The 26000-nt window shown below is 64.0% G+C and carries 29 protein-coding genes and 1 tRNA gene; 10 read left to right on the plus strand and 20 right to left on the minus strand.

Annotated elements, in window-relative coordinates:
• Positions 1-5 precede the first annotated feature (5 nt).
• Positions 6-437, plus strand: a complete 432-nt coding sequence (locus BWR19_15860) for a hypothetical protein (protein APX94290.1) — start codon at positions 6-8, stop codon at positions 435-437.
• Positions 438-458: 21 nt separating this feature from the next.
• On the opposite strand, the gene BWR19_15865 is transcribed toward BWR19_15860, so the two are convergent.
• From BWR19_15865 to BWR19_15955, 19 genes are all read right to left on the minus strand, one after another.
• Positions 459-896 (minus strand): N-acetylglucosamine-6-phosphate deacetylase, encoded by a 438-nt coding sequence (locus tag BWR19_15865; protein APX94291.1) that lies wholly within the window; start codon positions 894-896, stop codon positions 459-461.
• Between the two features lie 502 nt (positions 897-1398).
• On the minus strand, positions 1399-1689 hold the full coding sequence (locus BWR19_15870) for a hypothetical protein (GenBank protein ID APX94292.1): 291 nt from the start codon (positions 1687-1689) through the stop codon (positions 1399-1401).
• A 2-nt stretch (positions 1690-1691) separates the two neighbouring features.
• Positions 1692-2795, minus strand: coding sequence for a hypothetical protein (locus tag BWR19_15875; GenBank protein ID APX94293.1), 1104 nt, complete (start codon positions 2793-2795; stop codon positions 1692-1694).
• A 46-nt stretch (positions 2796-2841) separates the two neighbouring features.
• A complete protein-coding gene (locus BWR19_15880; protein ID APX94294.1) occupies positions 2842-3351 on the minus strand; it encodes a terminase small subunit in 510 nt (169 codons plus the stop codon).
• 275 nt (positions 3352-3626) lie between these two features.
• Positions 3627-4178: a hypothetical protein gene (locus BWR19_15885; protein ID APX94295.1), complete on the minus strand. Its 552-nt coding sequence runs from the start codon at positions 4176-4178 to the stop codon at positions 3627-3629.
• An 84-nt stretch (positions 4179-4262) separates the two neighbouring features.
• Positions 4263-4700 carry a hypothetical protein gene (locus BWR19_15890; protein APX94296.1) on the minus strand — a complete coding sequence of 146 codons (438 nt, stop codon included), beginning with the start codon at positions 4698-4700 and terminating at the stop codon, positions 4263-4265.
• Positions 4700-5176 carry a hypothetical protein gene (locus BWR19_15895; protein ID APX94297.1) on the minus strand — a complete coding sequence of 159 codons (477 nt, stop codon included), beginning with the start codon at positions 5174-5176 and terminating at the stop codon, positions 4700-4702. Before BWR19_15895 ends, BWR19_15890 begins: the two co-directional genes overlap by 1 nt.
• Before the next feature lies 1 nt (position 5177).
• Complete coding sequence (locus BWR19_15900; protein APX94298.1) at positions 5178-7991, minus strand: phage tail tape measure protein; 2814 nt, start codon at positions 7989-7991, stop codon at positions 5178-5180.
• Between the two features lie 356 nt (positions 7992-8347).
• Positions 8348-8761: a hypothetical protein gene (locus tag BWR19_15905; GenBank protein APX94299.1), complete on the minus strand. Its 414-nt coding sequence runs from the start codon at positions 8759-8761 to the stop codon at positions 8348-8350.
• Positions 8762-9079: 318 nt separating this feature from the next.
• Positions 9080-10603 carry a hypothetical protein gene (locus BWR19_15910; GenBank protein ID APX94300.1) on the minus strand — a complete coding sequence of 508 codons (1524 nt, stop codon included), beginning with the start codon at positions 10601-10603 and terminating at the stop codon, positions 9080-9082.
• Positions 10600-11466, minus strand: coding sequence for a hypothetical protein (locus BWR19_15915; GenBank protein ID APX95068.1), 867 nt, complete (start codon positions 11464-11466; stop codon positions 10600-10602). The genes BWR19_15910 and BWR19_15915 overlap by 4 nt, the downstream gene beginning before the upstream one ends.
• A 59-nt stretch (positions 11467-11525) precedes the next feature.
• The gene (locus BWR19_15920) at positions 11526-11813 is read right to left on the minus strand and encodes a hypothetical protein (protein APX94301.1); all 288 of its coding nucleotides are present in this window, start codon (positions 11811-11813) and stop codon (positions 11526-11528) included.
• Positions 11810-12028 carry a hypothetical protein gene (locus BWR19_15925; protein ID APX94302.1) on the minus strand — a complete coding sequence of 73 codons (219 nt, stop codon included), beginning with the start codon at positions 12026-12028 and terminating at the stop codon, positions 11810-11812. The genes BWR19_15920 and BWR19_15925 overlap by 4 nt, the downstream gene beginning before the upstream one ends.
• Positions 12025-12291 carry a hypothetical protein gene (locus BWR19_15930; GenBank protein ID APX94303.1) on the minus strand — a complete coding sequence of 89 codons (267 nt, stop codon included), beginning with the start codon at positions 12289-12291 and terminating at the stop codon, positions 12025-12027. Before BWR19_15930 ends, BWR19_15925 begins: the two co-directional genes overlap by 4 nt.
• Before the next feature lie 247 nt (positions 12292-12538).
• A complete protein-coding gene (locus tag BWR19_15935) occupies positions 12539-12724 on the minus strand; it encodes a hypothetical protein (protein APX94304.1) in 186 nt (61 codons plus the stop codon).
• Positions 12725-12996: 272 nt separating this feature from the next.
• A complete protein-coding gene (locus BWR19_15940) occupies positions 12997-13197 on the minus strand; it encodes a hypothetical protein (GenBank protein ID APX94305.1) in 201 nt (66 codons plus the stop codon).
• A 96-nt stretch (positions 13198-13293) separates the two neighbouring features.
• Entirely contained in the window at positions 13294-14016 is a 723-nt protein-coding gene (locus BWR19_15945; protein APX94306.1) for a hypothetical protein, read from the minus strand.
• A gap of 144 nt (positions 14017-14160) precedes the next feature.
• Positions 14161-15453 carry an integrase gene (locus BWR19_15950; protein APX94307.1) on the minus strand — a complete coding sequence of 431 codons (1293 nt, stop codon included), beginning with the start codon at positions 15451-15453 and terminating at the stop codon, positions 14161-14163.
• A gap of 100 nt (positions 15454-15553) precedes the next feature.
• Positions 15554-15640: transfer RNA gene (locus tag BWR19_15955), tRNA-Leu, on the minus strand.
• A 156-nt stretch (positions 15641-15796) separates the two neighbouring features.
• Here BWR19_15955 and BWR19_15960 point away from each other — a divergent pair.
• From BWR19_15960 to BWR19_15980, 5 genes are all read left to right on the plus strand, one after another.
• Positions 15797-16837 carry a tRNA preQ1(34) S-adenosylmethionine ribosyltransferase-isomerase QueA gene (locus BWR19_15960; protein APX95069.1) on the plus strand — a complete coding sequence of 347 codons (1041 nt, stop codon included), beginning with the start codon at positions 15797-15799 and terminating at the stop codon, positions 16835-16837.
• 35 nt (positions 16838-16872) lie between these two features.
• Positions 16873-18012, plus strand: a complete 1140-nt coding sequence (locus BWR19_15965) for a tRNA guanosine(34) transglycosylase Tgt (GenBank protein APX94308.1) — start codon at positions 16873-16875, stop codon at positions 18010-18012.
• 53 nt (positions 18013-18065) lie between these two features.
• On the plus strand, positions 18066-18398 hold the full coding sequence (locus BWR19_15970; GenBank protein ID APX94309.1) for a preprotein translocase subunit YajC: 333 nt from the start codon (positions 18066-18068) through the stop codon (positions 18396-18398).
• Between the two features lie 135 nt (positions 18399-18533).
• On the plus strand, positions 18534-20387 hold the full coding sequence (locus tag BWR19_15975; GenBank protein APX94310.1) for a protein-export membrane protein SecD: 1854 nt from the start codon (positions 18534-18536) through the stop codon (positions 20385-20387).
• Positions 20384-21316, plus strand: a complete 933-nt coding sequence (locus tag BWR19_15980; GenBank protein ID APX94311.1) for a protein-export membrane protein SecF — start codon at positions 20384-20386, stop codon at positions 21314-21316. Before BWR19_15975 ends, BWR19_15980 begins: the two co-directional genes overlap by 4 nt.
• Positions 21317-21428: 112 nt before the next feature.
• Here BWR19_15980 and BWR19_15985 read toward each other — a convergent pair whose 3' ends face one another.
• Positions 21429-22226 (minus strand): inositol monophosphatase, encoded by a 798-nt coding sequence (locus tag BWR19_15985; GenBank protein ID APX94312.1) that lies wholly within the window; start codon positions 22224-22226, stop codon positions 21429-21431.
• A gap of 219 nt (positions 22227-22445) precedes the next feature.
• On the opposite strand from BWR19_15985, the gene BWR19_15990 reads away from it, so the two are divergent.
• From BWR19_15990 to BWR19_16005, 4 genes are all read left to right on the plus strand, one after another.
• Entirely contained in the window at positions 22446-23222 is a 777-nt protein-coding gene (locus BWR19_15990) for a tRNA (cytosine(32)/uridine(32)-2'-O)-methyltransferase TrmJ (protein ID APX94313.1), read from the plus strand.
• 100 nt (positions 23223-23322) lie between these two features.
• On the plus strand, positions 23323-24165 hold the full coding sequence (locus BWR19_15995; GenBank protein ID APX94314.1) for a serine O-acetyltransferase: 843 nt from the start codon (positions 23323-23325) through the stop codon (positions 24163-24165).
• An 86-nt stretch (positions 24166-24251) separates the two neighbouring features.
• Complete coding sequence (locus BWR19_16000; GenBank protein ID APX94315.1) at positions 24252-24722, plus strand: Fe-S cluster assembly transcriptional regulator IscR; 471 nt, start codon at positions 24252-24254, stop codon at positions 24720-24722.
• Between the two features lie 49 nt (positions 24723-24771).
• Positions 24772-25920 carry an IscS subfamily cysteine desulfurase gene (locus BWR19_16005; GenBank protein APX94316.1) on the plus strand — a complete coding sequence of 383 codons (1149 nt, stop codon included), beginning with the start codon at positions 24772-24774 and terminating at the stop codon, positions 25918-25920.
• Positions 25921-26000 lie beyond the last annotated feature (80 nt).

Raw genomic sequence — 26000 nt, forward strand, 5'->3', positions numbered from 1 at the left:
GCAGCATGGCTAATAGTGGGAAGAAGCGCCGCATCAAGGACCGTAAGGCAAGAACCAAACAGGACTTGGCGCAGCGTCGCCCGGAGAGAAAGTCTACCAATCGAGAAACCCCTTGGTTCTGTTTCAACCAGTTGCAACGGGGTCATTGCATACAGGACTGTGAGCGTGAGCAGCAGGCAGCAGTAGCGGATACCTTGCGCCGACTGAGCCAACTCACCTGGGGTGAAATTTCCCAAGCGCACCGGCATGGGCTTGGCTACGAAAAGATTTCGCGTGATTCCTTAAAGGTGCCGATACCACCGCAAGTTACTGAAGATGCCCAACTGCTGTCATTCCGGTGTCATGCACATGCCCCAATGGTGGGTTATCGAGTTGACCGAGTGTTCCATGTTGTCTGGGTAGATCGAGCGTTCGACGTATACAACCATGGTTCCTGAACCCCGACGTCGCGGGGTTTTTCAGTCGTTCAGCGCTGAAGTGTCGAATTCTCGAGACCACCCGGCTAGCCAGTCAGCCAACTCCTCGGCGGTGTATTCGTGTGTTGCTACACCCTCGTAGATCGTAACCACCTCATGGCCCGGCGCGGTCAATTCCCATCCATTCAGCAAAAGAAACACATACACGCACTCCGCAGCTGTGCGCTTGTTGGCGTTTAAAAAGCAATGATTCTGAACAAGTCCCTCGCCAAGCACTGCAGCCAACGTGAATATGTCGTCGGTCTGTTCGTAATATCGGTGGGTACAGGGCCGTTGTTGAGCGCTTTCCAAAGCCCCTTGGTCAATGATGCCAAAGGGCTCCTCGGGAGTTAGCTCGAGCATGCGCCTGTTCGTGGTGACAATATCCGCCACCGGGAGGTAGCGAATGCCATCCGTATGGCTGTCACCGCAGGACGACAATCCGAATTAGACCTTGGCTAGGTCGCGGTAGGCTTCTTTGTAGCGAGCCAGGGAGCGCTCACGCGCTTTCTCCAACTGGGCTTGGTGATCGCCAAGGCACGGGCGGGCGCTGGCCACTTCACCCTCACGACGCGCGGGGATGACGAGACGCTCTTGCTGCCTAAGTGCTTGATTCATGGTGATCCCTCCTCTCTACGTTTCTGACGAAAACGCCCTTAGCCGCAAATGCGTTGCTAAGGACGTCGTCAGAAATCAATGAATAAAGCGTACGCGAGACCATGCGTGAATGCAATATGAGTACAGCTTCCGAAATGGTGCTACCGCAATTGCGCTGAAATCCGTTACGCAATTGGTACGTGGAACCTACAACAAAATTTGTAGGGCTTCACCTGGTGGGGCCTCCCTTCCAGCCGCGTCCGGTGTCGGCGGATGATAGCATCCGGATCGGTGCCAGTGCGGCGGGCAGGGTTGGTCACGATGGCTCTGCGCGGGCGGGTGACAATCACGAGGCACCTCCTTCCTTACGGTTCTGCCGGTCATAGATCTTGGCGTAGTCGATGCCAGTGCTCCCCGGGGTTCTCGCGACCGGCTTGCCGTTGGCCTTGGCGTATACCGACAGCGGGTTGAGTGCAGCGCTGACGCGCTGCTGGCGGGCGCGAGCTTCGGCCTCCTCGCGTAGACGTGCCGTCTTGGCTTCGGCCTCTTGGAGCGCGATGCGATTAAGCGCTTGCGCCCGGTAGGCGGCGCGTGCGGCAGAGTTGGCGAAGGGGCTTCTCTGGCTCTGGTGTTTCATGGTCACTCCTCCCGGCCGTGGGCGGTGATCGTGAGCCCGTTATGGAGCTCATCAGCGCGGGGATGGTGGTGAAGATAGGGAAGCTTAATTTCGATGACCGCACGTCCATAGCTGCTCTCCGGCTCGGCCTCCTCGAGGTCGGCATAGATTCGTCCCATACCGGCCAAGTGCTCCTCGAGCGCTTCCACCTGCTCGACCAGCTTGCCTTCTAGGTCGGCCAGTTCGGCATGTCGCACACGCCCCAGCGCCTGGCGATAGGCCCGACTCAGGGTTTCCAGGCGGCTGTCGGCTTGCTCCAGCTTGCGAGCCATGCCACGGCGCGCAGCGTCCTGGCTGCGGTGTTCAGCCTGCTTCTGCTCCAGCGACTTGCTGGCCTTGTCCGCTTCGGCCTTCGCGGCTTTCACTTCCTCTGCATTGGCCTCACCCATGGCCAACAGCGCTTCCGCTTCCTCGAAGCGCTCTTGTGCGGCCCGCTCAGCTTCGCGTGCAAGCGACAGCGGGCTGTCATCGGCGGTCATGTTGTTGAGAGCGGCAACCAGGCGCTCGCGATCCTTGGTGGCGGCGTCACGCTCCTTGAGCAGCGAGGCCAGGCTGGAGGCCGAGGCCTTGGGAGCCTTGGCCTCGAGATCTTCAAGGCGCTGATCTACCTCACCGCGGATCTGTTCCAGCCTGGCGACATCATCACGCCCTTTCTCCAGGGCAGCGAGGGCCTCGCGAAGCTTGGTCGCCAGGTCCTGTATGAAGGCGCGGCGCTCCTGGGACTGGTTGCGCCAGTCGAGGCTGTGCGTGGCGCGGCTTAGCAGTCCCAGCAGATGGGTGGCTGCGGCACCAGGATCGCCGTTCTCGCCCCGCAACACGGCGCGAACGTTCTGAGCGGACTCATCGCCGCGCATGGCTGCACGGTCCAGATCAGCTGGCATGAGGCTGCTATTCCAGGCCTGGCCACACAGGTAATTGATACGGCGCTGAGCGCCTTCCAGTCGCTGGTTGGCGTCTGCCATGCCGGTGATCTCGGCGCGCTCCTCCTGGAGATGGTCGAGTTGATCCAGCCAGGCGCTCCAGCTGTCTGCCGTGGCCGCCGCTTTACCTTTGATTGCTGCCATCATGTTGTGTTGCTCCTCTTCGATTGCCGGCGGCGCCGGCTGTGTGCCGTCACGCGTCGGCAGCGGCGTCTTCGTCGTCATCGACGATTGCTTGATACATCTGCTCGCGTAAGGCGTCGGTTACGAGCTGCACCATCTCGATGGCCTCAGGCGGTAGCCCGGCATCACGCTCGAGCATGTCAGCCAAGGAATCGAGACCACTCGCCACGGCCTTGGCCAGAGCAGCCATTTCCCGCTGAACCTCGCTGTCCGGTACCAGGCTGCGTAACTCGCGCTCGAGCTTTACCCGCTCGTTCTCGCTCTGGAACCAGGCCTTGCGGTCCTGGGGCAATAGGTCGTTGATGTCGAGCCCGTCGCCGGTGATGGCTCGGCGATCGGCTGTAAGCGCATCGACAACATCGGCGAGCCGGTATATCGGGTTACCACGCCGGGAACCTGCCGGCGGAATCGCCGCATCTTTGATCAACGTGGCCACCGTGCGCCTGTCGCGACCGATCGCTTCAGCGAGTCGGCTGATCGACCAGTGGTAGGCCTGCTCCCGTCCAATCACCTCGCCCATCGTCTGCTCAGCCGCACCCGCGGCGCTCCTCCATCACCTGTACATCAACGCGGCCGATCCTGGTGCCGCTATGCTCAGCTTGCACAGCTCGCATCTCCCACCGTTGCTGGGCTCGGGGCCACCTGCGGTGGAGCACCCAGGGAGCCCAAAAATTTGTCGAAATCCAGGGCTCAGCGTCCCCGTGGCCGGGGGGTGGGCGCCAGGAAGGACCCGCGATTTCTCAGCGGGAGCGTCGCCAGCAACTGAAGCCCATGGGGCGCGCGATCCATTCCGGGTCATTTCTTTATCAGCCGTTCGGCTTCATGCGCCATCCTTTGTATCAATCGATTTCCGGATGGAACCTGAAGGTCATCTTTCACGTCGGTGTATACTTGGCTCACGCTGGGCCCGTGGAGAATTTGCAAGCCGCCACTCCGGCCGAGGCCAGGCCCGTGCTTGGTGCGAATCGCGATCGCCTGCACGCCATTGGCGAAGGTGATGTAGAACGCCCCTGGCATACGCTTCTTTCCACCTGAGGGTTTAACCTGAACACCAATCCCGCCTCGCGCATACTTGCGGTTATCGTAGCGGGTCAGCAGCACCCCCCGGGAAGGAGTTTCGAGGCGCCCCATGGGGTTAGAAACGGTTGCCTTCCTGATGTTTAGTCGCTCTCTGACATAGCCGGCTTTCAGCTTCACCTGCTTGCGTATTTCCACTCCTGCTTCAGTCTTTGTAACGCTCAACGTGTGATTGATGGCACGGCTCATGGCGGTGCTAGAACCGTTTCTGATATGCGATAGCGCTCTCTCGACTTCTCGGATGGCGTTTACATCCATCTTTACTTTCATGCCCGTGTTCCTCTACCTGGTATCCAGAAAGTGGTGCTGGCCGGGGGGGGAATCCGGCACCAGCCGGCGGCCGCTGGTCATCATTCAGTTGGCCCCCCCTGGTCCGGGGTTATGGCCACCCTCTGACTCGGCCAGGGCCGATGCCAGCAAATGGTTAAACATCTGGAGCTCACGCTGGGCCGTGGCTTCTCTCATTACGTGGTGTTCCAGGTCGCGCGTATAGTCCATGGCCTGGTTTGCTAAGCGCGTCACCGCCTCCCCCCGGGTGTCTTCAGGTAGAGTGCGGGCGTGGTCGAGAATGGCGTCAGCGAAGGCCATGAACGGCGCCTGCAACTCGCTACGGGTAGCTTTTGAAAGCGCAGCGCCAGCTGCTCGAACCGTTCTGCAGCCCACACCTGGGCAGCGAGCGCCGAGGGCCCTCAGGTTGGCCAGGGCCAGGTTGAATTGGCGATGGTGATAGTCCCGCCGCTGGCGGGCAGCGGCGGATCTCTCGTCAAGCTCGCGGAACAGAATCGGCGTCATCAATGAATACCTCCCCCCTGGTTACGCTCAAGGGCTCGCTGGGCGTTCGCCTCCTTGGTCAAGGTGTCGAGGCGCAGCAGAGCGCCTAGCTCGTCCCTGCGGGCCTTCTGTGCCTTCGCCATAAGCTCGGTACACTGCTCGACGATGCGCATCATGCGGTCGCGTTCCGCCGCCCCTGGTGGGTGCTTTCGCGCCAGGTGAATCAGTGCATCAGTGAATTCATCGAACAGGGCACGCCGTTGATCGGCCTGTGCGGTGGCCAAGGCGTAGCCCGAGGCAGTTATCGCCGGATCGCCAAGTGAGCTGGCTTGATGTGCCATCTGGCCGAGCGCCTCGCGCACTTGCTCCAGCGACGCTCGGGCCTGGTTCAAGGCCACCCTGTTAATCGCTACCTTTACCGCCAGGGCTTGCAGGACAGGCGACAGCGTCGGATCGAGGCCGGGGATTACCCCCTTGCTGGCTGCTCTTTGCACCATATCAGGCACCCCCACCATTCAGCCCCAGCAGGAACTCCGCCCCTTCGGCGCTGGCCCTGAGCTGAACCTTCTCGATGATCTGCCACATCACCATTTCCAAGGCCGGCTCCAGGCCATCGCTGCTGATGTTGATAAGGCCGCCGCCGTTACGGATCGCATCAGTGCGAACTCGCATCTGCTCGATCTGCTCTCGAGTCAACTCGGCTTCGAGGCGCATGGCCTCATCACGCCGGGCACTCTCGCGCTGAATCTCACGCTCCAGCCCCAGCTCCTGCAGTCGCGAAATGTCGCCGGATCCCAGCACGCCATATAGCCCCTGGAGAACGTCACCCGTGTTATCGATGGTCGCGCTGATACTGTTGAACGCCGCCTCTACTCGAGCGGTGTCTGCTTCCAGTTGGGCGGTCTGCAGGCCGGCGGAGATCTCGAAGTTTTTAATGCGCTCGTTGCTCGCCAGTTCCTCCAATGAGAGCTCGTAATCCAACACCGCCTGCCGCGCCTTCAGAATGGCCTCCTGACCCTCGAGCACCTCGTTGGCCAGGTCCTGCTGCGCCTTGGCGCCGGTGTCGGCGCCGTTGCGCATGCTCTCGTAGTACGACGTCAGTTCATCGAACTGCGTCTGACTGATCAGGCCCTTGTCGAACGCGGCGCGCACCTCGGCATAGGCCGACTCAAGCTCGCCGATATTCGTGACCTGCTGGAACACGCCATCGTTGACCTGGCGCCAGGCGTTTTCCATCGGGCCAATTTCTTCGAGCACGCCGCGCAGGCCGTTGGCGGTACGCTCCTGCTCGTCGGCGAACGCGGCGCTGTTCTTGAAGGCCTCCTCCACCACGGCGTCGAAGTCGGTGTAGCGGGCCTCGACCTCCTGCATCGCCCGCGCCTCGCGCTCGCGCTCGCGCGCCTCGGCCTGCCGGTCGATCCCGAGGATGACGTCACTGGCCTCGCGGTTCATCCGCGCCATGCGTGTCGCCAGGTCCTCCTGGGCCTCGCCGGCGGCGACCCAGTCGCTGACAGCGAAATCCCACACCAAACGGCCATCGGCGATGGCGCGATTCTGCTCGCGCAGCTCGCGCGTCGCCTCGTCAACGTTGGCACCAAAGCCCATGATGTCGCGGCCGGCGGTGTATACCGCCGCACCGGTGATCGCTACGCCAGCGGCCAGACCAACCGGGCCGGTGAGCACGCCCACCAGGCCGGATACCAGCGGCGCGGCCTTGGCAATCACTCCGCTGCTACCCAGCACCGGCCGCACGATTCCGTTGAACGTGATCACGGCGCTGGCCAGGGTGTTTAGCGCCAGCGAGGCGCCGCCGATCGTACCCACAACCACCGCCCAGGCTGGGTCGAGCTCCAGGGCGAACTGCACCAGGTTGGCCATCTGCTCGAGGAACGGCCCCAGCGCGGTGATCGCGCCGGCCGTGTAACCGCTGAGCGTCTCGAATGCCAGGCCGATGGTCTCGATCACGCTGGCCAGGCCCTCAGCGCTGGAGAGGTTGGCACCGCCGAACAGCTCCGAGATGGCCTCGCGCACCATGTCGATGCCGTTGAAGAAGCTGGAGAAATCCGCACTCTCCAGCGCCTCGGGCAGGTTGCGGGCCACATCGCTGAGCGTCTGCTCGATGCCGCCCATCATGCTCTCGAGCTGATTGACGAAGCCCTCGAGCTGGCCATCGGTGATTGACGCGCCCACTGCATTGAAGATCTCGGCGATGGCAGCCTGAATCCCGGTGAACTCGTCCAGCAGCGGGTCGCCCACCGCGATCAGCGCGCCGGTCATGGCGTTCTGGATGCGCTGCGTGCCTTGCTCCACCGTGCCCGCCATGCGGGTGTAGGCCTCTTGCGCGGCGCCGGTGCGGTTTTCCTGGTTTTCCAGGGCCACGGCGAACTTGTCGGATGCCTCGCCGGTCAGCGTTAGCACGCCCTGGAGCGCCTGCACACTGCCGAACAGCGTCGCCATTTGCTCGGTGTTGCCGCCGGTGGCCTCCGCCACAATATCCATCATCCCGGCCAGTCCCTCGGACTCCAGGGCCGTGGCACCGAATTCGATATTCAATTCAGCGGCGAGATCCCGTGCCTGCTTCGCGGGGTTGATCATGTTGGAAATGGCGGATACAACCTGCGTTACCGCCTGCGACGTCGGCGTGCCGGTGGCCGTAATGGCAGACACTGCCGCCAGCAGTTCGCCAAACTCAATCCCAGCGTTGGCCGCCAGGCTGGTGGCCTGGGACATCGATGCCGACAGTTCAGGCAGGGTCGTGATGCCGTCGCGCACCGCTTGGAACAGGGCGTCGGCATAGTCGCCGGCTTCCTCGGCGCCAGCGCCATAGGCGTTCAGCGGACCCTCCAACGCTATCAGCGCGCTCTTGAGGTCCGACTTGCCGCCGATGGCGAGCATCTCGGCCTTGCGTACTACGTCCAGCGAGTCGGCATAATCCACGCCGGCAGAGATCGCCGAGTAGACCGCGCTGTTGATGTCGCCCAGCGACTGAGCACTCTCCCGGCCGTACTCGAGAATTTCCTGGCGGAAGCCGGCCAGGCTATCGGTCGGCTCGTCGATAAGCGTCGAGATCTCGCGGAACTGGCTATCGAAGTCGCCGGCCAGCTTGATCGCAAAGCCGGTCACCGCCACACCGGTGGCCAGCAGCGCCGTCTGGAACGCCAGTACGTTCTTGGTCAGATCCGCCATCGGCTCGGTGGCTTTCTGCACCGACCCCGCAACGCCGTCGATCTGGCGGGTGGCGCTGTCCACCCCCGCCCCCATCTGGTCGACGCCCTCGAAGATGATAGCGACGCTTTTTTCTAGATCGGCCATGTCGTAACTCTCTGTTCGTGTCTCGCCGCGGACGCACACAAAAGGCGCCTACTATGGGCGCCTCATTGCTGAGCCGAAGAACTCAATGCCTTGCGCTGTTCGATCAGCAGCAAGAGCCACCCGGCGGCTTCCACGTCGCCGCTATCTGCGCGGCGATCCAGCATCTGATAGAGCTCACGCTGGCGGCGGGCTGAAGGGATGATGTTGCGTGTACGAGGCTTTCGGCTGTTCGGTGTCATGATGGCACTGTCATTTTATCCAGTACCACATATGGTAGTCATATCCATATAAATGTCCATATATTGTTATAAATCTTGCGCGGGGTTGCCTTAGGCAGCCCCGCACCGATCTATGTCTTACCGGATCAGCGCCAGCAGACTGCGATTGGCTGCACAGCGCCCTCGGTTGGTCTTGCAGTGATCCTTGGGCTCTGCCTCGGCGGCCTCCTGCCAGGTAGCCACGTAGCGTCGGGCGGCACGTTCACGCGCTTTAGGGGGCAATGTTCGAAGCCTGACGCAGATGAAACGGCGGTCCTCGGGCACTAATGGGCATCGATCGGCTATCCAGTCGATCCAGTCAACACGGCCAGCCAGGCTGCCGCGTCGGGGTTGTTTGGGGATCCATACGCCCAGCAGCTTGGCCACCTCCTGTTGAGCCTCCTTGGCGTCTTTGGCCGTTTCGAAAGCGTCATCAATGGCAGCAGCCAGGATGGCGCGGGCATGCCGATCCATCGGCGCCAGCACGTCTCGCAGACGATTGGCCAAGGGCATACCAAGGTCACGACCGGCACCACTCACCAGAGCGGTAATGATCGCTTCAGTCTCGTAGGATGGCGCTGGCTCAGTAGGCTGCGGATTTTGCGGATTTGCGGATAAGCCCCCCGGCTGGGGATCGACACCTGCGGATGAACTGCGGATACCTGCGGATTCCGTCGGCGCTACCTGGCCAACTCCAGTTACCGCTGAGGCGTCGCTATCAGGTAAAAGCAGGTCTGTCGCCTGTCGTGCCTGGGTGGGTGGCTGCGCTGGGACCAGCGGGTCGTCGCCATCCCACAGGCGACGGCCAATTTCCATCAGATCGATCATGGCTCATGCCTCCCCTACCAAGCGCCAGCTCGCCGGCTGTCCGCGGGGACTACTGGTGGCGATCTGGAGATGACCGGTGTCGACCAGGAAGCCCAGCAGTGGCCTGGCTTTCTTGGCGCTGCGGTACTCACTTGGCAGGCGCTTGAAGTCCTGGGCATGTAGCACGCCACCGTGCTCCTTGATCCACTCCAACAGCTCTCGAGCCTGCAGCTCCTCAGTGTCCTGCCGTGCCTCTGCACTCCGGATCGCCATTGACTCCAGGTAATAGGCCACCAGCCTGCCAGCGCGCTCAATATGCGCCACGCAGGGGGCCTCATGGCCTTCCACCAGCGCCAGCACAGTAGCGATTCGCGCCGCGTTGTCGGCGGCCTTGCTGGCAAATGCCTGCACATCACGAAAGCGACCATCGGGCTGAACCTGCAGCTCGATAGCGTCGTGCAGACGCGCCCATGCTTCGTAAGCCTCGCCCTCAATACGCACGAGCCTGGGGGACAGTGAGCCGCTATCGTCGACCTCCAGTGGGGTGCGGATCAGGTCGGTGAGCACGGACCAGTAGCGGGCGATTGCTGGGTCATGGTGCGGCCCCTTATTGGGGTCGCGGCCTTTCAGCAGTCGCTGTCCCACTAGGCTTGGCTCTTGCACGATCAGGAAGCGTGCGAGGAAGCCCTGTCCTTGCAGCAGCGGGTCACCCAACACTTTGGCGGCGACCACCGGCTGCAGCATCAGGTGGGCAGAAAGGCGGCGGCCGGCCAAGACCCCAGACTCGCCCGCCGTGCCTCGAGTGCGAGTGATCGGGGCGCCATCCCACAGCTTGGAGACCATCGCCACGGTGCGTCCGCGTCCTTCTTCGCTCATCCCGTGACCACCGAAGAAGCCGACACCTTCATCGGAGAACAGCCCGGCGCTCGGGTGGTTGTTCTGCAGATGGCGATAGATGCCCTCGGCGGTAGGCTCGCCAAACGTCATGCTCGGCATGGTGGGCGCTTGCGGCTCCTCAGCATCTATGGCAGTCAACGTCTCTTGCAGATAAGCCGCCTCGCCCTCGCTCATCGCCTGCTTGCCCTTGGGCTTAGCGGCATTGACCAGGGAATCACGGCGCATTTCCCACACCTCACGCGCTGCTTTGTGGGCGGCCAGTTCCTCAGGGTGGTGCTGGCGCTTCTCGGCCTCCAGCTCGCGGATCGGTGACAGCGCCAGCGCATCCAGGCTCGACTTCCTCTCGCCGCTGCCGGCTACCGTCATGCAAAACAGCGATACCGGCCCCCGACCGATCTGGCCTCGAGCCACGTCTACTTGCCCCTGAATGGCCAAGGCGGCTGCAGCCAACACGGATTGGCCGGCCATGCCAGGCGGGGTCTGCACGTAGTAGGCCAAGCGCTCGGCCGCTTCACCTAATACCGGTCCCAGCGCATCAATCGGGTACTCTGGCGGCGCCTCGCGTTCAGCTAATGGTAGGGGCGCCAGCTCGATGCGGCTCCCTCGCTCGGGCGGTTGCTCGCTTTGGTGCTTCACAGCTGCCATCGTCATGCGGCACCCTCCTCGAGCTGTTGGCACCGCGCCAGGTCATTGAAGTCAGTACAGGTACAGCCAACGCACGGGAAGCGAGGCCATGTCAGATCAGCGCGGATCGACTGGGCGGCGGCGCGGCCGGCCGTCATGCCTGGATTGCCTTCGGTTCGGTGGTCGTTATCAGCGGCCACGGTGATGGCCACCTCGGTCGGTAAGCGCTGGCGCAATGCGTGACCTACCGTCGCAAGGTTGTTGGCGGTCATGGCCGCCACCACAGGACTTCCGGTCGCCTCTTGCAGTGTGGCGGCGGTTGCCCAGCCTTCGCATAGGTAGACGCGCTCAGCGCCAGCCAGACGGCCCAGCAGGGAAGCGGCACCTTTGAGCCGGGCGCGTGGCAGGAATCGCTTTCCGCCATCGGGGTGGATGCGCTGCAGATTGACCAGCGCGCCAGCGCAGAACAGCGGCACCAACAGCACGTCGCCTTGCTGGCGCAAGCCATGGTGCCGAACGCGCTTGCACTGCAGGTAGGGGTGGTTTGGGCTCGCCGGCTGAGCGGAGGACCAAAGGCGGCGGGCGCGATCGGCGGCTTCGGCGTGATCTCGCTGGCGCAGGGCCTCTCGTTCTCGCCGCGCGCGCTCGGCGGCTTTCCGGGCCCCCTCTGCGGCGGCGGAGTCATGCTCGCCGGCCAGAGTAACGGTCTGCTGTTCCCCCGTGTGCCAGTAGCCGAACACTGCCACTTCAGGTGTGGGGCAGACATACCAGCCGGCCAGGTTGCCGCGGCGCTTGTCGGGGGCATCGAAGCGGTGGACTTCACCATCAGCACAGATCGACAAACCCGTGACGCCACGAGCGGCCAGGGCCTCGACCAGCGCGGTGGTGATGCTGTGGTGATGGGTCGCCTCTGGCTGGCCTTTGTGACGATAGTCGGCTGCATGAGTCGTCATGGTTTCCCCCCTTTGCCAGCGCGGGCGGGATGCCCGGGGGACGCCTCGAGCATTTCCAGAATGACGCCATCCAGGTAATCGGCAGCCAGCCCAACGCAGCAGGCCAAGCCGTACTCGGTTACGTCGTCCATGCGCTCCTCATCGCGGCGATGGGCGTTGTCTTCCAGCAGTCCAGCGACTGCCCGTAAGGCAGCAGCGGCCTTGTCCACGTCAGGGATGAACGCCGCGGGGGCGGCCAACGGATCCTGGTGCTCTACAGGGGTGGTTTTCGCCTTTTGGTTCATGCCGAGCCCTCCAGAACAGCCAGCCGCCGCTCGAGCAGTTGGGTAAGGAAGCTGCGCAGCTTCTCTTGCTCCTGGTCAGTCAGCACCAACAGGCCGTAGTTGGTGGTTACCTGGCCGGCGCTCGCTGCCTGCTTACTCAGTGCGTAACGGGTGTGGTCGATAGCATCCCCCAGGTCGCGGGCGGCTAACTCCATCACGATCTCGCTGCAAGTCATGACGTGACCTCCCGGCTCTCACCTTGGGCGTCAGGCGTATTCACAAGCTCCTCATCTTCAACGATCGACTCAGCTAGCAAGGTCGCTTGGTTGGCCAGATGGCTCATGGCAGCAAGCATGGCGCCCTGTTCGTACTCACCGAGCACGGCTTTTTCACCCTCATTTGCTCGGCGCACCAGGTCGGCTTCAAGGATCCCTGTCATTCCATATATGGCGCCAACGATGTCCTTGATGCTCTCGGCGCGAGTGTTGGGGCGGGTCATTGGGCAACCTCCTGGCCAGCGCCAGCTAAGGGAGGCCCCTCTCTTTTGTCGTATGCCTCGGCGAGCCAGCGACGTTGGTTGCCAGTAACCTCATGGCGCTGCCGGGACCGCCTATCGGCGAGGTGTGCTTCGATCTCTTGCAGGCTCCAGCCATCAGCACTGAGAACCAGGGCTGCATAGGTGTCGGAGGTGACGTCCAGTGGACGTGCCGGAAGATTACGAGGATCGATCTGCTGCAGACGTGAGTTCATGACGCCACCTCCTGCTCGCTTCCGCGGGCTTCCAGGCGGCGGGCTTTCTCGATGTGGTGGTTGTAACGCTTTAGGCGGGTGCTGGCGCTGGTATCGCTGAACAGGGCAGCTCTGGCCATTGCCCGGTGAGCAGCGGCGCGCGCAGATGGGTTGCGAGTAGGGAACAGGCGGAATGACGCCATGGGTCTGACTCCTATGTGATCGGAGTCGTCCCCGGCTGCGGCCAAGCAGCTGATGGGGGCGACTGTACGCAGGTTGGCCGACCGGTCACATAGGAAACCGGCACACCCGGAGGTGTCCCGCGCACAGCCGCCATAGCACATGGCAGGCACAAAAAAAGCGCCCGACATGGTGGTGGCGCTTGTGCGCCTATGTAATTCCGACCGGCCAAGGTCGGCTGACGAATTTGCGCCAGCAGAAAGAGCATAGTCGGGCACAAGGGCAGCGGTCAACATCAGGCCACCTCCCCACGTCCGGCTTCCCAAGCCAGGAGATCAGCCAAGCGCCAGCGAGTGCAGTTGTCACCCAGCTTCACGGGCTGGGGGAATTTACCTTCGCGAGCCCAACGCCAAATGGTAGGCACGCTCACGCTTTCCCGCTTCGCCACTTGGGTAGCAGTCATGAAAACGGGAGCATCAGTGGGATGATCTGCCATAACACTTCACCTTGTCTTATGCGGTTGCAAGGTGGAGGTTGGCGGAATGGGAGGGCGGGGTATTGCTAGAATTTAGTGCGAAAATTGGAATGTTGTTTATTCTTCGTCGTCGACGCAGCCAATACGCTTCCCGGTGATCTCTTCGACAATCTCATGAGCTCTGCGACTACGCTTAGCCGAATCGCTATAGTAAGCTGCTTTCAGGGTACCTGGCTTGATTCCTAGCCTTTCACCGACTTCTTCAAATAGGCCGTCATCTATCGGCTTCCCCAAATCCCTACTAGCGAAGTAGACTTGCATCGCCGCCATAAGTTTGGAATGCCTGTGCTTATCCAGATACCCATCGATCACCAGTGGCGGTTTTGCTAACTCACCATCTTTGGCTTTTCTAGCCCGCACCAATGGCATCCCCTGCCCTTGGCCAAACCACTTTGCGCTGCCCTCCATGAAGTCATAGGCAGCACTACCCAACGTCGAAAGATGGTAACTATCAGGGACAGTGTCTGGGTCAGAAAGTGCAGCGATTGCTGACACCAGGTGACCCACATCTTCACCGTAGGCTGCCACAAACTCATCCTCTTGCTTGGCATTATCGGCTCTACTCAGCCTGAAGAGAGTGATAACGCCATCCAGCCCCATGGGGGTGTGCGCCGTGCCGCTCGCGCCTGCATAACTGAAAATTACGCCAGCGGCATCTTCTCTGGTCGCCCCATCCCACTCCACAACGCGCGTGCTCAGCTTGTCGCTACCCATATACTCAGCCAGCCGATCTAGCACGCTATCTAGATCGGACTGGATTGCTTTCAGCTCGTCGTCCATATCCTTCACCTCAGCAATAGGGCTATAGGCCAGGGATTATCCGCAGCTACCCGCAGCGCTTCCGCAAGTGGCCAGGTCAGCTCTGATGCACTTTTCCGCAAATCCGCAATATCCGCAGGCGGGCACTTCCAGAATCTTCACAGTTCATCCATCGCTTGCCGCCTCGCTGGCGCTTGCCCCTCGAATGGGGGCCACCTTACCGGTACCGATCGGCGAGGCCAGGAAAACGGCCCACTGCTTCATCAGCCTGGCACGCTTGGCCAGTAGATCGCCGCGGCGGTAGGCAGCCTCAGCTTGGTTACCAATGATGTGGGCAAGGGCCATCTCCGCCACGTCATGAGGGGTGGCGGTGCGCTCTGCCATCCAATCGCGAAATGTGGATCTCATACCGTGAACCGTGGCCCGTTCCTTCTCACCCATGGCAGCCAGCAGGTCAGTCATTGCCCTGTCGGCAAGCTTGCGCTCTTTACCTCGGGTGAAGACCATCCCTTCCTTTGCCTGGGGCAGCGAGCGCAACAGCTTCACGGCCGCTGGCGCCAGCGGCACACGATGCTCACGGCGGCCCTTCATTCGCTCTCCTGGAATGATCCAGACCTGATTTACCAGGTCGATCTCTTCCCAGCGGGCGCCCAGCACCTCGCCCGATCGGCAACCAGTCAGGATGGTGAAGGCAAGCGCCTTGGCCGGCATGTCGTCCCGATCTCGCAGCCTTGCCCAAAACTCCGGCATAGCGTCGATGGGCATGGCCCGGTGGTGAACCTTCTTCTTGATCTTGGCTGGCGCTGGCAGCACAGCATCCAGGTTGCCTTTCCAGGCGGCCGGGTTGGGGCCGGAACGGTGACCGTGGGCCGTTGCCCATCCCAGAACGGACTCGATGCGCTGACGCACGCGGGCGGCGGTGGTGGGCTTGCTCTCCCAGATGGGCTCGAGGCTTTGCTTAACGTGGACCAGCTCAATATCGGCCACGGACATGGAGCCAAGGATGGGCAAAGCATAGCTCTCCAGGCTCTGCCGCCACTGGTGGGCATGCTTGGGGTTACTAGCCTCGGCCTGCTTCACCTTGATCACAGCTTCTGCAGCTTGGGCAAACGTCAGGCGGCGTAGCTCAGCAGCCAGGAGCGCTTGTTTGGCTTCGCGGCGCTCTACCAGGGGATCAACGCCCCGGGCCAGCTTGGCGCGGAATGCATGACCCTTCTCACGAGCTATAGCCAATGTGGTATTGGGATAGCTACCAAGGCCAACATCACGATAGACGGCAAACGGCTTGCCATTAGCGGATTGGCGCTTCTCTCCGGTCGGATAGCGAAGAATCCATGACCGGCTGCCGGTCTGAGTCACACGCAAGAACAAGCCATCGACTCCACCCACGGCGTACCGGCCGGGGGTAGTCAGGCGCTTCACTTCAAGGGGAGAGAGTTCACGAGCTTTTCGTGGCATATCGGCTTGTCCCAATACCCGTCCCAATAAGGAACTGCACTTGGAAGATATGCCTTGATATTAGATGATGCAAGGGGCAACACCTAACCTATTGATTTATTGGTACCGGCGGTCGGACTCGAACCGACAAGGGCTTGCACCCGGCGGATTTTGAATCCGCTGCGTCTACCAATTCCGCCACGCCGGCAACGCGCGATGCATTATACGTGGGCCGCTTGGCAGGTCAATCGGGCGGCCTGACTTTGCGCGGTGAAACGGGTATCCTGTGCCGCTTGTCCAGGCGGTCGAGTCGGCGGCTGTGGGCAAGGTATCGATGCCACTATCACTGCGAGTCATGGCCTTCATGCTGCGTGCCGATTTCCATTACGACCTCCCCGAGGAGCTGATCGCTCGCTACCCCTCCGAGCAGCGCAGCGACTGTCGTCTGCTGTGCGTCGACGGTGCCAGCGGGGCGCTCAGCCACCGCCGCTTTCCCGACCTGCTCGAGCTGCTCGAGCCCGGCGACCTGCTGGTATTCAACGACACCCGGGTGATTCCGGCGCGCCTGCACGGCCACAAGGCCAGCGGCGGCAAGGTGGAGATGCTGCTGGAGCGCCCGCTGGACGCTCACCGCGGCCTGGCGCATATCCGCGCCAGCAAGTCGCCCAAGCCGGGCACCGAGCTGATCTTCGAGGGCGACGTGCGCGCGGTGGTCGAGGGCCGCCGCGAGGCGCTGTTCGAGCTGCGCTTCCTGGGCGAGACGCCAATGATCACGCTGCTCGAGCGCCACGGCCATATGCCGCTGCCGCCTTATATCACCCGCGAGGACGAGCTCGCCGACCGCGAACGCTACCAGACCGTCTATGCGCGCCGCGATGGCGCGGTGGCGGCGCCCACCGCGGGGCTGCACTTCGATGAGCCGCTGCTCGAAGCGCTGGCCGACAAGGGCGTGGAGAGCGCCTTCGTGACCCTGCACGTCGGCGCCGGCACCTTCCAGCCGGTGCGCGCCGACGATATCCGCGACCACCATATGCACAGCGAGTGGATCGAGGTCGACGAAGCCGCCTGCGCCAAGGTGCAGGCGGCCCGCGCCGCCGGCCGGCGGGTGATAGCGGTGGGCACCACCAGCGTGCGCTGCCTGGAGTCGGCGTGCCAGAAGAGCGGCAGCGGCGAGATCGCCCCCTATCGCGGCGAGACCGATATCTTCATCTACCCCGGCTATGAGTGGCTGTGCGTCGACGCCTTAATCACCAACTTCCACCTGCCGGAGTCGACGCTGCTGATGCTGGTATCGTCCTTTACCGGCTATGACACCATGATGGCCGCCTACCGCGAGGCGGTGGCCGAGCGCTACGCCTTCTTCAGCTACGGCGATGCCATGCTGTTGACGCGCCAGGCGCGTTGAGTCGCCGAGCCGCTCAGTGAGAAAACGAGATTTCCATGCGTAACCAATGCTTCATGAGCTTCGAGCAGCTGGCCAGTGACGGGCGCGCCCGCCGCGGCCGCCTGACCTTCCCGCGTGGCACGGTGGAGACGCCGGCCTTCATGCCGGTAGGCACCTACGGCACCGTCAAGGGCATGACCCCGGCCTCGGTGGAGGAGATCGGCGCCGAGATCATCCTCGGCAACACCTTCCACCTGTGGCTGCGCCCCGGCACCGAGGTGATCGAGGGCCACGGCGACCTGCACGACTTCTCCCAGTGGCACAAGCCGATCCTCACCGACTCCGGCGGTTTTCAGGTCTTCTCGCTGGGCGAGATGCGCAAGATCACCGAACAGGGCGTGCACTTCCGCTCGCCGGTGGACGGCGCGAAGGTGTTCATGGGCCCCGAAGAGTCGATGGCGGTGCAGCGTTCGCTGGGCTCAGACGTGGTGATGATCTTCGACGAGTGCACCCCCTATCCGGCCACCGAGCAGGAGGCCGAGGTCTCCATGCAGCGCTCGCTGCGCTGGGCGCAGCGCTCCCGCGACGCCCACGGCGATTCGCCCTCGGCGCTGTTCGGCATCATCCAGGGCGGCATGTACCCGGCGCTGCGCGAGGCCTCGCTCAAGGGCCTGCTCGAGATCGGCTTCGACGGCCTGGCCATCGGCGGCCTGTCGGTGGGCGAGCCCAAGGAGGAGATGATCAAGGTACTCGACTACCTGCCGACCTGGATGCCCGACGACACGCCGCGCTACCTGATGGGCGTGGGCAAGCCCGAGGACCTGGTCGAGGGGGTACGCCGCGGCGTGGACATGTTCGACTGCGTGATGCCGACCCGCAACGCCCGCAACGGCCACCTGTTCACCGCCGAGGGCACGGTCAAGATTCGCAACGCCAAGCATCGCCACGACACCCGCCCGCTAGAGGCCGACTGCGACTGCTATACCTGCCAGCACTTCTCGCGCGGCTACCTGCACCATCTCGACCGCTGCGGCGAGATGCTCGGCTCGATGCTCAATACCATCCACAACCTGCGCCACTACCAGCGACTGATGGCCGGTTTGCGCGGGGCTATCGAAGCGGGTACATTGGCGAACTTCGTGGAAATGTTCTATGCGCGACGCGGCCTGCCCGTGCCTCCGGCCCCCGAGCAGTGACGCGGCGCGCTAACCCTTGTCGTAACCTTTCGTTTCTCAGGAGATAACGTCTCATGCTGGACTTCTTCATCTCGCCGGCCTATGCCGAAGGCGGCGCCGCCGGTGGCGGTATGGCCCAGATCATCATGCTGGTCGGTTTCGTGGCCATCTTCTACTTCCTGCTGTGGCGCCCGCAGGCCAAGCGTGCCAAGCAGCACAAGCAGCTGGTCTCGAGCCTCTCCAAGGGCGATGAAGTGGTGATCGGCGGCGGCGTGCTCGGCCGCATCACCAAGGTCAGCGACGACAGCGAGTTCTTCACCATGGAAGTCGCCGAAGGCACCGAGATCAACGTTCAGAAGAACGCCGTGGCTGCCGTGCTGCCCAAGGGCACCCTCAAGTCCATCTGATTTGCGGGGCAGTGACTGCACGCCGCGTCCGAGCGAACCCTCGGGCGCGGCGTCTGTCGAAGCGCCGAACCCTTCTGGTATACGCCACGTCACTGCGTCAGCGTCGCCGTTAGTCAGCTACAAGGCAGGGCCTGCATGCTCAACCGATATCCCCTGTGGAAGTATCTGCTCATACTTCTCGTGCTCGTCGTGGGCCTGATCTATTCGCTGCCCAATCTGTTCCAGGCGGACCCCGCCGTACAGATCAGCAGCGCCCGCAGCGAAGCCCCGCTCAGCGAGCAACAGCTGGAACAGATCCAGTCCGCACTCGATGACGCCGGTATCCGCGTCAGCGCCACCGACGTTGCTGACGACGGCGTGCTGTTTCGCCTCGCCGACGCCGATGATCAGCTCGCCGCCCGCGATCTGATCGGCGATATGCTCGATGGCGATGACTACGTGATCGCCATCAATCTCGCCGAATCCACCCCCCAGTGGTTGCAGAGCCTGGCCGCCTCGCCGATGACCCTCGGCCTCGACCTGCGCGGCGGGGTGCACTTCCTGCTCGAGGTCGACATGGACGCCGCCGTGGAGCAGCGCCTCGAGGTCAACGCCAGCGCCATGCGCGAGATGCTGCGCGGCGAGCGGATTCGCTACCGCAATACCGAGATCGACGGCCGCGACCTGACGCTGACCTTCATCAACGATGAAGACCGCGACCGCGCGCGCACCCTGATCAGCCGCGAGTTCCCCGACTTCGACTACAGCAACCAGGGTGACGGCCGCGGCGCCAGCCTGGTGATGACCATGACCGACCAGGCGGTCAATGAGCTGCAGGACTACGCGGTCAACCAGAACCTGACCACCCTGCGCAACCGCGTCGACGAACTCGGCGTGGCCGAGCCGATGGTGCAGCGCCAGGGGCCGGATCGCATCGTGGTCGAGCTGCCCGGCGTGCAGGACACCGCCGCCGCCAAGCGCGTGGTGGGTGCCACCGCCAACCTCGAGTTCCGCCTCGAGGCGCGTTCCGACACGCCGGACAACGAGATCGAGACGTTCAGCTTCCGCAACGACGAGTCACGCACCGCCGACCTGATGCGCGACGTGATCATCACCGGCGACAGCGTCTCCAATGCCAACCGCAGCTTCGACGAGAACGGCCGCCCGCAGGTCAACATCAACCTCGACGGCACCGGCGGCACGCTGATGAACCGCGCCACGCGCACCAATATCGGCCGCAACATGGCGGTGCTGTTCATCGAGCACAACACCCGTACCACCACGGTGATCGAAGACGGCGAAGAGGTGGAGGTGCGCGAGCCCTACACCGAGCGCGGCCTGATCAGCCTGGCCACCATCCAGAGCGCGCTGGGCAACAGCTTCCGCATCACCGGGCTCGACTCGCCCACCGAGGCCGCCGACCTGGCCCTGCTGCTGCGCTCCGGCTCGCTGGCCGCGCCGATCTACTTCGTGCAGGAGCGCACCATCGGGCCGAGCCTTGGCCAGGACAACATCGACCGCGGGGTGACCTCGATCATGGTCGGCCTGGCACTGGTGGTGCTGTTCATGCTGGTGCGCTACAAGGTGTTCGGGGTGATCGCCAACATCGCCCTGACCATCAACCTGACCCTGCTGGTGGCGGCGATGTCGATGCTCGGCGCCACCCTGACGCTGCCCGGCATTGCCGGCATGGTCCTCACGCTGGGCATGGCGGTCGACGCCAACGTCTTGATATTCGAGCGAATACGCGAAGAGCTGCGCGGCGGCCTGTCGGTACAGCAGGCCATCCATGCCGGCTATGAGCGCGCCTTCACCTCGATCATCGATGCCAATATCACCACCCTGCTGGTGGCGGTGATCCTGTTCTCGATCGGCACCGGGCCGGTCAAGGGCTTCGCCGTCACCCTGTCACTGGGCATCATGACCTCGATGTTCACCGCCCTGCTGGTCACCCGCGCCATGGTCAATCTGACCTACGGCGGCAAGCCGGTGAAGAAGATCTCGATATGAGGAGCCTCGCGATGCGACAGTTCGATTTCATGGGCAAGCGCCGCCTGGCCTTCATCGTCTCAGCGATCCTGCTGCTGGTGTCGATCGGCTCGCTGGTGGTGCAGCAGCTCAACCTCGGCCTCGACTTCACCGGCGGCACGCTGGTCGAGGTGCGCTATGCCACGGCCCCAGCGCTGGACACGGTGCGCCAGGCCCTGGAAGGCGAAGGCTTCCGCGACGTCTCGGTGCAGACCTTCGGGGCCTCCAACGAGATCCTGATCCGCCTGCAGCAGGACTTCGACCCCGACGTCGGCCAGCAGGTGGTCAGCCTGCTGCGCGGCGACGGCGCCGAGGTCGAGCTGATCCGCGCCGAGTTCGTCGGCGCCCAGGTCGGCGAGCAGCTGCGCGACCAGAGCGGCATGGGCATGCTGGTGGCGCTCGGTATCGTGATGCTCTACGTGGCCTTCCGCTTCCAGTACAAGTTCGCCATCGGCGCGCTGCTGGCGCTGGTCCACGACGTGATCATCGTGGTCGGGATCTTCTCGCTGTTCCAGCTCGACTTCGACCTCACCGTGCTGGCCGCGCTGCTGGCGGTGATCGGCTACTCGCTGAACGATACCATCGTGGTCTACGACCGGATCCGCGAGACGATACGCAAGTCGCGAATCGACGATATGCCGGCGATCTTCAACGAAGCGATCAACATGACCCTGTCGCGCACGCTGGCGACGTCTGGTACCACCTTGCTGGTGCTGATGGCGCTGCTGCTGCTCGGCGGCGACATGATCCACTACTTCTCCATCGCCCTGATCATCGGCGTGATCGCGGGTACCTTCTCGTCGATCTACGTGGCCGCGGCCCTGCTGCTGCTGGTCAAGCTACAGCGCCAGGACCTGATCCCGGCCAAGAAGGAAGACCCCGAGGAAGAGGGCGAAGAGCAGCTGCCCTAGTTAGCGCCAAGCGCCGCAGGATGCTAACGACACTCTCACGAGTGCCCACAAAAAACCCCCGTCGGATTCAAAATCCGACGGGGGTTTTCGTTTGGTGCTAGGCGCTGGGCGCTTATGAAAAGTGCGGTGCCAGCTGCTGCACCAGCGCCTTGTAGAGGCGCGGGCTGGCGGCCATCAGCTGGCCTTCGGTGTCGACGCTGGGGCGGCCGTCGAGGCTGCCCATCAGCGCGCCGGCTTCCTTGAGCAGCAGCGACCCGACCAGCTTGTCCTGCTCCTCGAGGCCCAGCACGAAGGCGGCATCGGCACGGCCCGAGGCCAGTTCGGCGATATCCAGCAGGCCGCTGCCGGTGGCGCGCTGCACCTCGATCTGCGGGCCGAGCTGCTGAATCAGCGTCAGGTAGGCCGGCAGATGGCGCGGACGCAGCCAGCTCTCGGGCAGGCTCATGGCAACGCGCGCGCCGCCGATCGCCGAGGTCTTGGGCACGCGGATGCGCTTGCCGTTGTACTGGGCACCACGACCGCGGCTGGCCAGGTATTCGTCATCGCTGAACGGGCAGATCACCACGGCATGTTCGGGGCGCCCCTTGACCAGGCACACCAGCGACAGGGCGAAGCCGGCGCTGGCCACGCTGAGGTTGGAATAGCCGTGGAAGGGTTCGATCACCCACTGCACGTCGCGGCCTTCCCCTTCGCCTTCGCGATAAGGGGTGTAGCGGCCTGAGATTCCGTGCTGCGGGTAGCCGCGCGTCAACTGGCGGGCAATCAGGGTCTCGGCGTTGCGAGCGGTGTCTTCCAGCAGACGCTCGAGATTGTGTTCTTCGTGGGCGTTTTCGATACGCTCACGAATGCGCAGAAACTGTTCGGCGGCGCTGCGCGCAGCGCGCAACCCGAATTGGACCATCGGATGCATGATCGGGCCTTGAGGAGTCGGTAGCTGTTAAAGAACATGTTGCACGATCGAGCCGCGGTGAGGCTAGGCTGACGGGCGACGCCGCGCATGCTAGCAGAAAGCACCGCCGCGGGCCATCGCCAACGCCTCCCGACCTGCGCAGCGCGCCGTGCCCATGCTAGACTAGTCGGCCGCTATGCAGCGCCTCACGCACTCGCTCAACCATCGCCAAGGCTCCCCATGCTCGACTCCATCCGCATCGTGCTGATCGGCACCAGTCACCCCGGCAATATCGGCGGCACCGCGCGCGCCATGAAGAACATGGGGCTCGCCGATCTGGTGCTGGTGGCTCCGCGCAGCGAGCACCGCTCGGCAGAGGCTATTTCGCGCGCCTCCGGCGCCGATACCATCCTCGCCGCGGCGCGCCGCGTCGAGTCGCTGGAGGAAGCGGTGGGCGACTGCAGCCTGGTGGTGGGCGCCAGCGCCCGCTCGCGCACCCTGCCATGGCCAATGCTGACGCCGCGCCAGCTCGGCGAGCGCCTGCCCGGCGAGCTGGCCGGCGAAGGTGCTCGGGTAGCACTGGTCTTCGGCCGCGAGGACAGCGGCCTGACCAACGCCGAACTGCAGCGCTGCCACGCCCACGTGCATATCCCCTCCAACCCCGATTTCAGCTCGCTCAATCTGGTCACCGCGGTGCAGGTGCTGGCCTACGAGTGTCGCCTGGCATGGCTCGCCGCCGAGCACGGCGAGGCGCCGGAGGTCATCGAGCAGGACCAGCCGTTCGGCGTGGCCTGGGACAACCCGCCCGCCCAGCACGCCGATCTCGAGCGCTTCTTCGAGCACCTCGAGCGGGTACTGATCGACGTCGACTTCCACGATCCGGCCAAGCCGCGCCACCTGATGGCGCGGCTACGGCGCCTGTATCTGCGCGCCCGACCCGACCAGATGGAAGTCAATATCCTGCGCGGCATGCTCAGCGCGGTGGAGAAGCGCTGTAGCGAGCCCCCGCGAGGCTAGCCCGCGCTGCCTTGCAGGGGGCCGACCCCAGCCCAATAATGAACTCAGCCGCCAACGGCCGCGCCTGCGCGACCGGCCACCGTCATTCAAGGATTGCCGCATGTTTGCCCGACTGCGTGAAGACATCAACAGCGTATTCGCCCGCGATCCCGCGGCGCGCAACTTCCTCGAGGTACTCACCAACTACCCCGGCCTGCACGCCCTGCTGCTGCACCGCTGCGGCCACTGGCTGTGGCAGAAGAACCTCAAGTGGCTGGCGCGCACCCTATCGACCTTCTCGCGCTGGCTGACCGGCATCGAGATCCACCCCGGCGCGACCATCGGCCGGCGCTTCTTCATCGACCACGGCATGGGTGTGGTGATCGGCGAGACCGCCCTGGTCGGTGACGATGTCACCCTCTACCAAGGTGTCACCCTGGGCGGCACCAGTTGGAACAAGGGCAAGCGTCACCCGACGCTGGGCGACGGCGTGATCGTCGGCGCCGGCGCCAAGATCCTCGGCCCCTTCACCGTCGGCGCCGGCGCCAAGGTGGGCTCCAACGCGGTGGTCACCAAGGAGGTCCCGGCCGGTGCCACGGTGGTCGGCATCCCCGGCAAGATCGTCAAGCGCGCCGACCCCGATGTCGAGGCCGTGCTCGACGTCGACCCGGCGCGCCGCGAGGCGATCTGCCAGAAGTTTGGCTTCGATGCCTACGGCGTCAGCCAGGACATGCCCGACCCGGTGGCGCGCTCGATGCAGGCCATGCTCGACCATATGCACGCCGTCGACGAGCGCATCGAGCAGATGTGCGGCACGCTGCGCAAGCTCGACGCCAGCTATCGCGATGGCCGCCTGCCGGAACTGCGCGACGAGGACTTCGCCGAGATACTCGACGATGTCGACAGCTGCTGCCCGCCCCGCGACGAGCAGCCGCCTCGCGAAGGCGGTGGCGATAGCCGCTGAGCCAGCCCGACGGCTAAAGTTGACCGGGGCGCTGGGTTTTTCCCATAATGGCGTTTTGCGATCCGCCATCAGGCAGCGATGACCCTATGCGCTTGACCACCAAAGGACGCTACGCCGTCACCGCCATGCTCGACCTGGCCCTCAATGCCGGGCAAGGGCCGACGTGCCTGGCCGAGATCTCCAAGCGCCAGGAGATCTCGCTGTCCTACCTAGAGCAGCTGTTCGCCCGCCTGCGCCGCGCGCAGCTGGTCAAGAGCGTGCGCGGCCCAGGCGGCGGCTACCAACTGGCTCAGCCGCCGGCCGATATCTCGGTGGCGCGGGTCATCGATGCGGTCAACGAGTCGGTGGATGCCACCCGCTGTCAGGGCCTGTCCGACTGCCAGCGCGGCGATGTCTGCCTGACCCACCACCTGTGGTGCGAGCTGTCACAGGAGATCCACGGCTTTCTCGACGGCATCACCCTCGGCACCCTGGTCGAGCGCCACGAGGTGCAGCATATCGCCGCGCGCCAGCGGCGTCGCACCGACGATGCCACCATTGCGGTGTCGCCCTCTTGAACGCCAGGTCATCGCGCCCCGCTACCGTTACCAGTGAAGTCATCGCCACATGAACACGCCGGTCTATCTCGATTACGCCGCCACCACCCCGGTCGACCCCCGCGTCGCCGAGGTCATGGCGCGCCACCTCACCCAGGACGGCACCTTCGCCAACCCCGCCTCGCGCAGCCATATGCTCGGCTGGCTGGCGGAGCAAGCGGTGGAGGGCGCGCGCCGCCAGGTCGCCGACCTGTTGAACGCCGACCCCCGCGAAATCGTCTGGACCAGCGGCGCCACCGAGGCCGACAATCTGGCGCTGATCGGCTTCATGCGCGCCAACCGCGCCCGCGGCCGCCATCTGGTGACCTCGCGCATCGAACACAAGGCAATCGTCGACACCGCCAAGGCACTCGAGGCCGAAGGCTTCGAGGTGACCTGGCTCGACCCGCAGCCCGACGGGCGCATCTCGCCCACCCAGCTGGCCGAGGCGCTGCGTGACGACACCGTGCTGGTGTCGCTGATGGCGGTCAACAACGAGCTCGGGGTGATCCACGACCTGGCAGCGCTGGCCGAGGTCATCCATGCCCGCGGCGCAGCCTTCCACGTCGACGCCGCCCAGGCCGCCGGCAAGCTGCCGCTGGACGTTGCCGCCATGGGCATCGACCTGCTGTCGCTGTCGGCGCACAAGCTCTACGGCCCCAAGGGCATCGGTGCGCTCTACGTGCGGCGCAGCCCGGATATACGCCTCGAGGCGCTGATCCACGGCGGCGGCCACGAGCGCGGCATGCGTTCGGGCACGCTGGCCACCCACCAGATCGTCGGCATGGGCGAGGCCTTCGCCCTGGCCGCCGCCGAAGGCGAGGCCGACCAGCGCCATATCACCGAGCTGCGCGACCGCTTCCTGGCCGGCCTGGCCGACCTCGACGGCGTGCATTTCAATAGCGCCGTCGAGGTGGCGGTGCCCAACATCGTCAACCTGGCCTTCGACGGCGTCGACGGCGAGTCGCTGCTGATGGCGCTCCGCCATCTGGCGATCTCCACCGGCTCGGCCTGCAACTCGGCGAGCGTCGAGCCGTCTTACGTGTTGAAGGGCATCGGCGTGCCGCGCGCCCGGGCACTGGCCTCGCTGCGCTTCAGCTTCGGCCGCTTCACCCGGCGCGAGGATGTCGACACCGCCATCGACGAGCTGCGCCACGCCATCACCGCGCTGCGCCGCTGAGCGGCGAGTCGCCGACGACTTATTACTACGCCCTTTATGCTAGAGTGGCTGCCAACGGGCAGCGTTTCTCAAGGAGGCAA

The organism is Halomonas sp. 1513 (assembly GCA_001971685.1).
In the GTDB taxonomy this organism is placed as follows: domain Bacteria; phylum Pseudomonadota; class Gammaproteobacteria; order Pseudomonadales; family Halomonadaceae; genus Franzmannia.

What these genes read in the sequence shown, in the direction of transcription:
- BWR19_15860 (APX94290.1), top strand. Translation starts at nt 6, where the DNA reads ATGGCTAATAGTGGGAAGAAGCGCCGCATCAAGGACCGTAAGGCAAGA.
- BWR19_15870 (APX94292.1), bottom strand. Translation starts at nt 1,689, where the DNA reads ATGAAACACCAGAGCCAGAGAAGCCCCTTCGCCAACTCTGCCGCACGC.
- BWR19_15875 (APX94293.1), bottom strand. Translation starts at nt 2,795, where the DNA reads ATGATGGCAGCAATCAAAGGTAAAGCGGCGGCCACGGCAGACAGCTGG.
- BWR19_15880 (APX94294.1), bottom strand. Translation starts at nt 3,351, where the DNA reads ATGGGCGAGGTGATTGGACGGGAGCAGGCCTACCACTGGTCGATCAGC.
- BWR19_15885 (APX94295.1), bottom strand. Translation starts at nt 4,178, where the DNA reads ATGAAAGTAAAGATGGATGTAAACGCCATCCGAGAAGTCGAGAGAGCG.
- BWR19_15890 (APX94296.1), bottom strand. Translation starts at nt 4,700, where the DNA reads ATGACGCCGATTCTGTTCCGCGAGCTTGACGAGAGATCCGCCGCTGCC.
- BWR19_15895 (APX94297.1), bottom strand. Translation starts at nt 5,176, where the DNA reads ATGGTGCAAAGAGCAGCCAGCAAGGGGGTAATCCCCGGCCTCGATCCG.
- BWR19_15900 (APX94298.1), bottom strand. Translation starts at nt 7,991, where the DNA reads ATGGCCGATCTAGAAAAAAGCGTCGCTATCATCTTCGAGGGCGTCGAC.
- BWR19_15905 (APX94299.1), bottom strand. Translation starts at nt 8,761, where the DNA reads ATGCCCTTGGCCAATCGTCTGCGAGACGTGCTGGCGCCGATGGATCGG.
- BWR19_15910 (APX94300.1), bottom strand. Translation starts at nt 10,603, where the DNA reads ATGACGATGGCAGCTGTGAAGCACCAAAGCGAGCAACCGCCCGAGCGA.
- BWR19_15920 (APX94301.1), bottom strand. Translation starts at nt 11,813, where the DNA reads ATGAACCAAAAGGCGAAAACCACCCCTGTAGAGCACCAGGATCCGTTG.
- BWR19_15925 (APX94302.1), bottom strand. Translation starts at nt 12,028, where the DNA reads ATGACTTGCAGCGAGATCGTGATGGAGTTAGCCGCCCGCGACCTGGGG.
- BWR19_15930 (APX94303.1), bottom strand. Translation starts at nt 12,291, where the DNA reads ATGACCCGCCCCAACACTCGCGCCGAGAGCATCAAGGACATCGTTGGC.
- BWR19_15935 (APX94304.1), bottom strand. Translation starts at nt 12,724, where the DNA reads ATGGCGTCATTCCGCCTGTTCCCTACTCGCAACCCATCTGCGCGCGCC.
- BWR19_15940 (APX94305.1), bottom strand. Translation starts at nt 13,197, where the DNA reads ATGGCAGATCATCCCACTGATGCTCCCGTTTTCATGACTGCTACCCAA.
- BWR19_15945 (APX94306.1), bottom strand. Translation starts at nt 14,016, where the DNA reads ATGGACGACGAGCTGAAAGCAATCCAGTCCGATCTAGATAGCGTGCTA.
- BWR19_15950 (APX94307.1), bottom strand. Translation starts at nt 15,453, where the DNA reads ATGCCACGAAAAGCTCGTGAACTCTCTCCCCTTGAAGTGAAGCGCCTG.
- BWR19_15960 (APX95069.1), top strand. Translation starts at nt 15,797, where the DNA reads ATGCTGCGTGCCGATTTCCATTACGACCTCCCCGAGGAGCTGATCGCT.
- BWR19_15965 (APX94308.1), top strand. Translation starts at nt 16,873, where the DNA reads ATGCGTAACCAATGCTTCATGAGCTTCGAGCAGCTGGCCAGTGACGGG.
- BWR19_15970 (APX94309.1), top strand. Translation starts at nt 18,066, where the DNA reads ATGCTGGACTTCTTCATCTCGCCGGCCTATGCCGAAGGCGGCGCCGCC.
- BWR19_15975 (APX94310.1), top strand. Translation starts at nt 18,534, where the DNA reads ATGCTCAACCGATATCCCCTGTGGAAGTATCTGCTCATACTTCTCGTG.
- BWR19_15980 (APX94311.1), top strand. Translation starts at nt 20,384, where the DNA reads ATGAGGAGCCTCGCGATGCGACAGTTCGATTTCATGGGCAAGCGCCGC.
- BWR19_15985 (APX94312.1), bottom strand. Translation starts at nt 22,226, where the DNA reads ATGCATCCGATGGTCCAATTCGGGTTGCGCGCTGCGCGCAGCGCCGCC.
- BWR19_15990 (APX94313.1), top strand. Translation starts at nt 22,446, where the DNA reads ATGCTCGACTCCATCCGCATCGTGCTGATCGGCACCAGTCACCCCGGC.
- BWR19_15995 (APX94314.1), top strand. Translation starts at nt 23,323, where the DNA reads ATGTTTGCCCGACTGCGTGAAGACATCAACAGCGTATTCGCCCGCGAT.
- BWR19_16000 (APX94315.1), top strand. Translation starts at nt 24,252, where the DNA reads ATGCGCTTGACCACCAAAGGACGCTACGCCGTCACCGCCATGCTCGAC.
- BWR19_16005 (APX94316.1), top strand. Translation starts at nt 24,772, where the DNA reads ATGAACACGCCGGTCTATCTCGATTACGCCGCCACCACCCCGGTCGAC.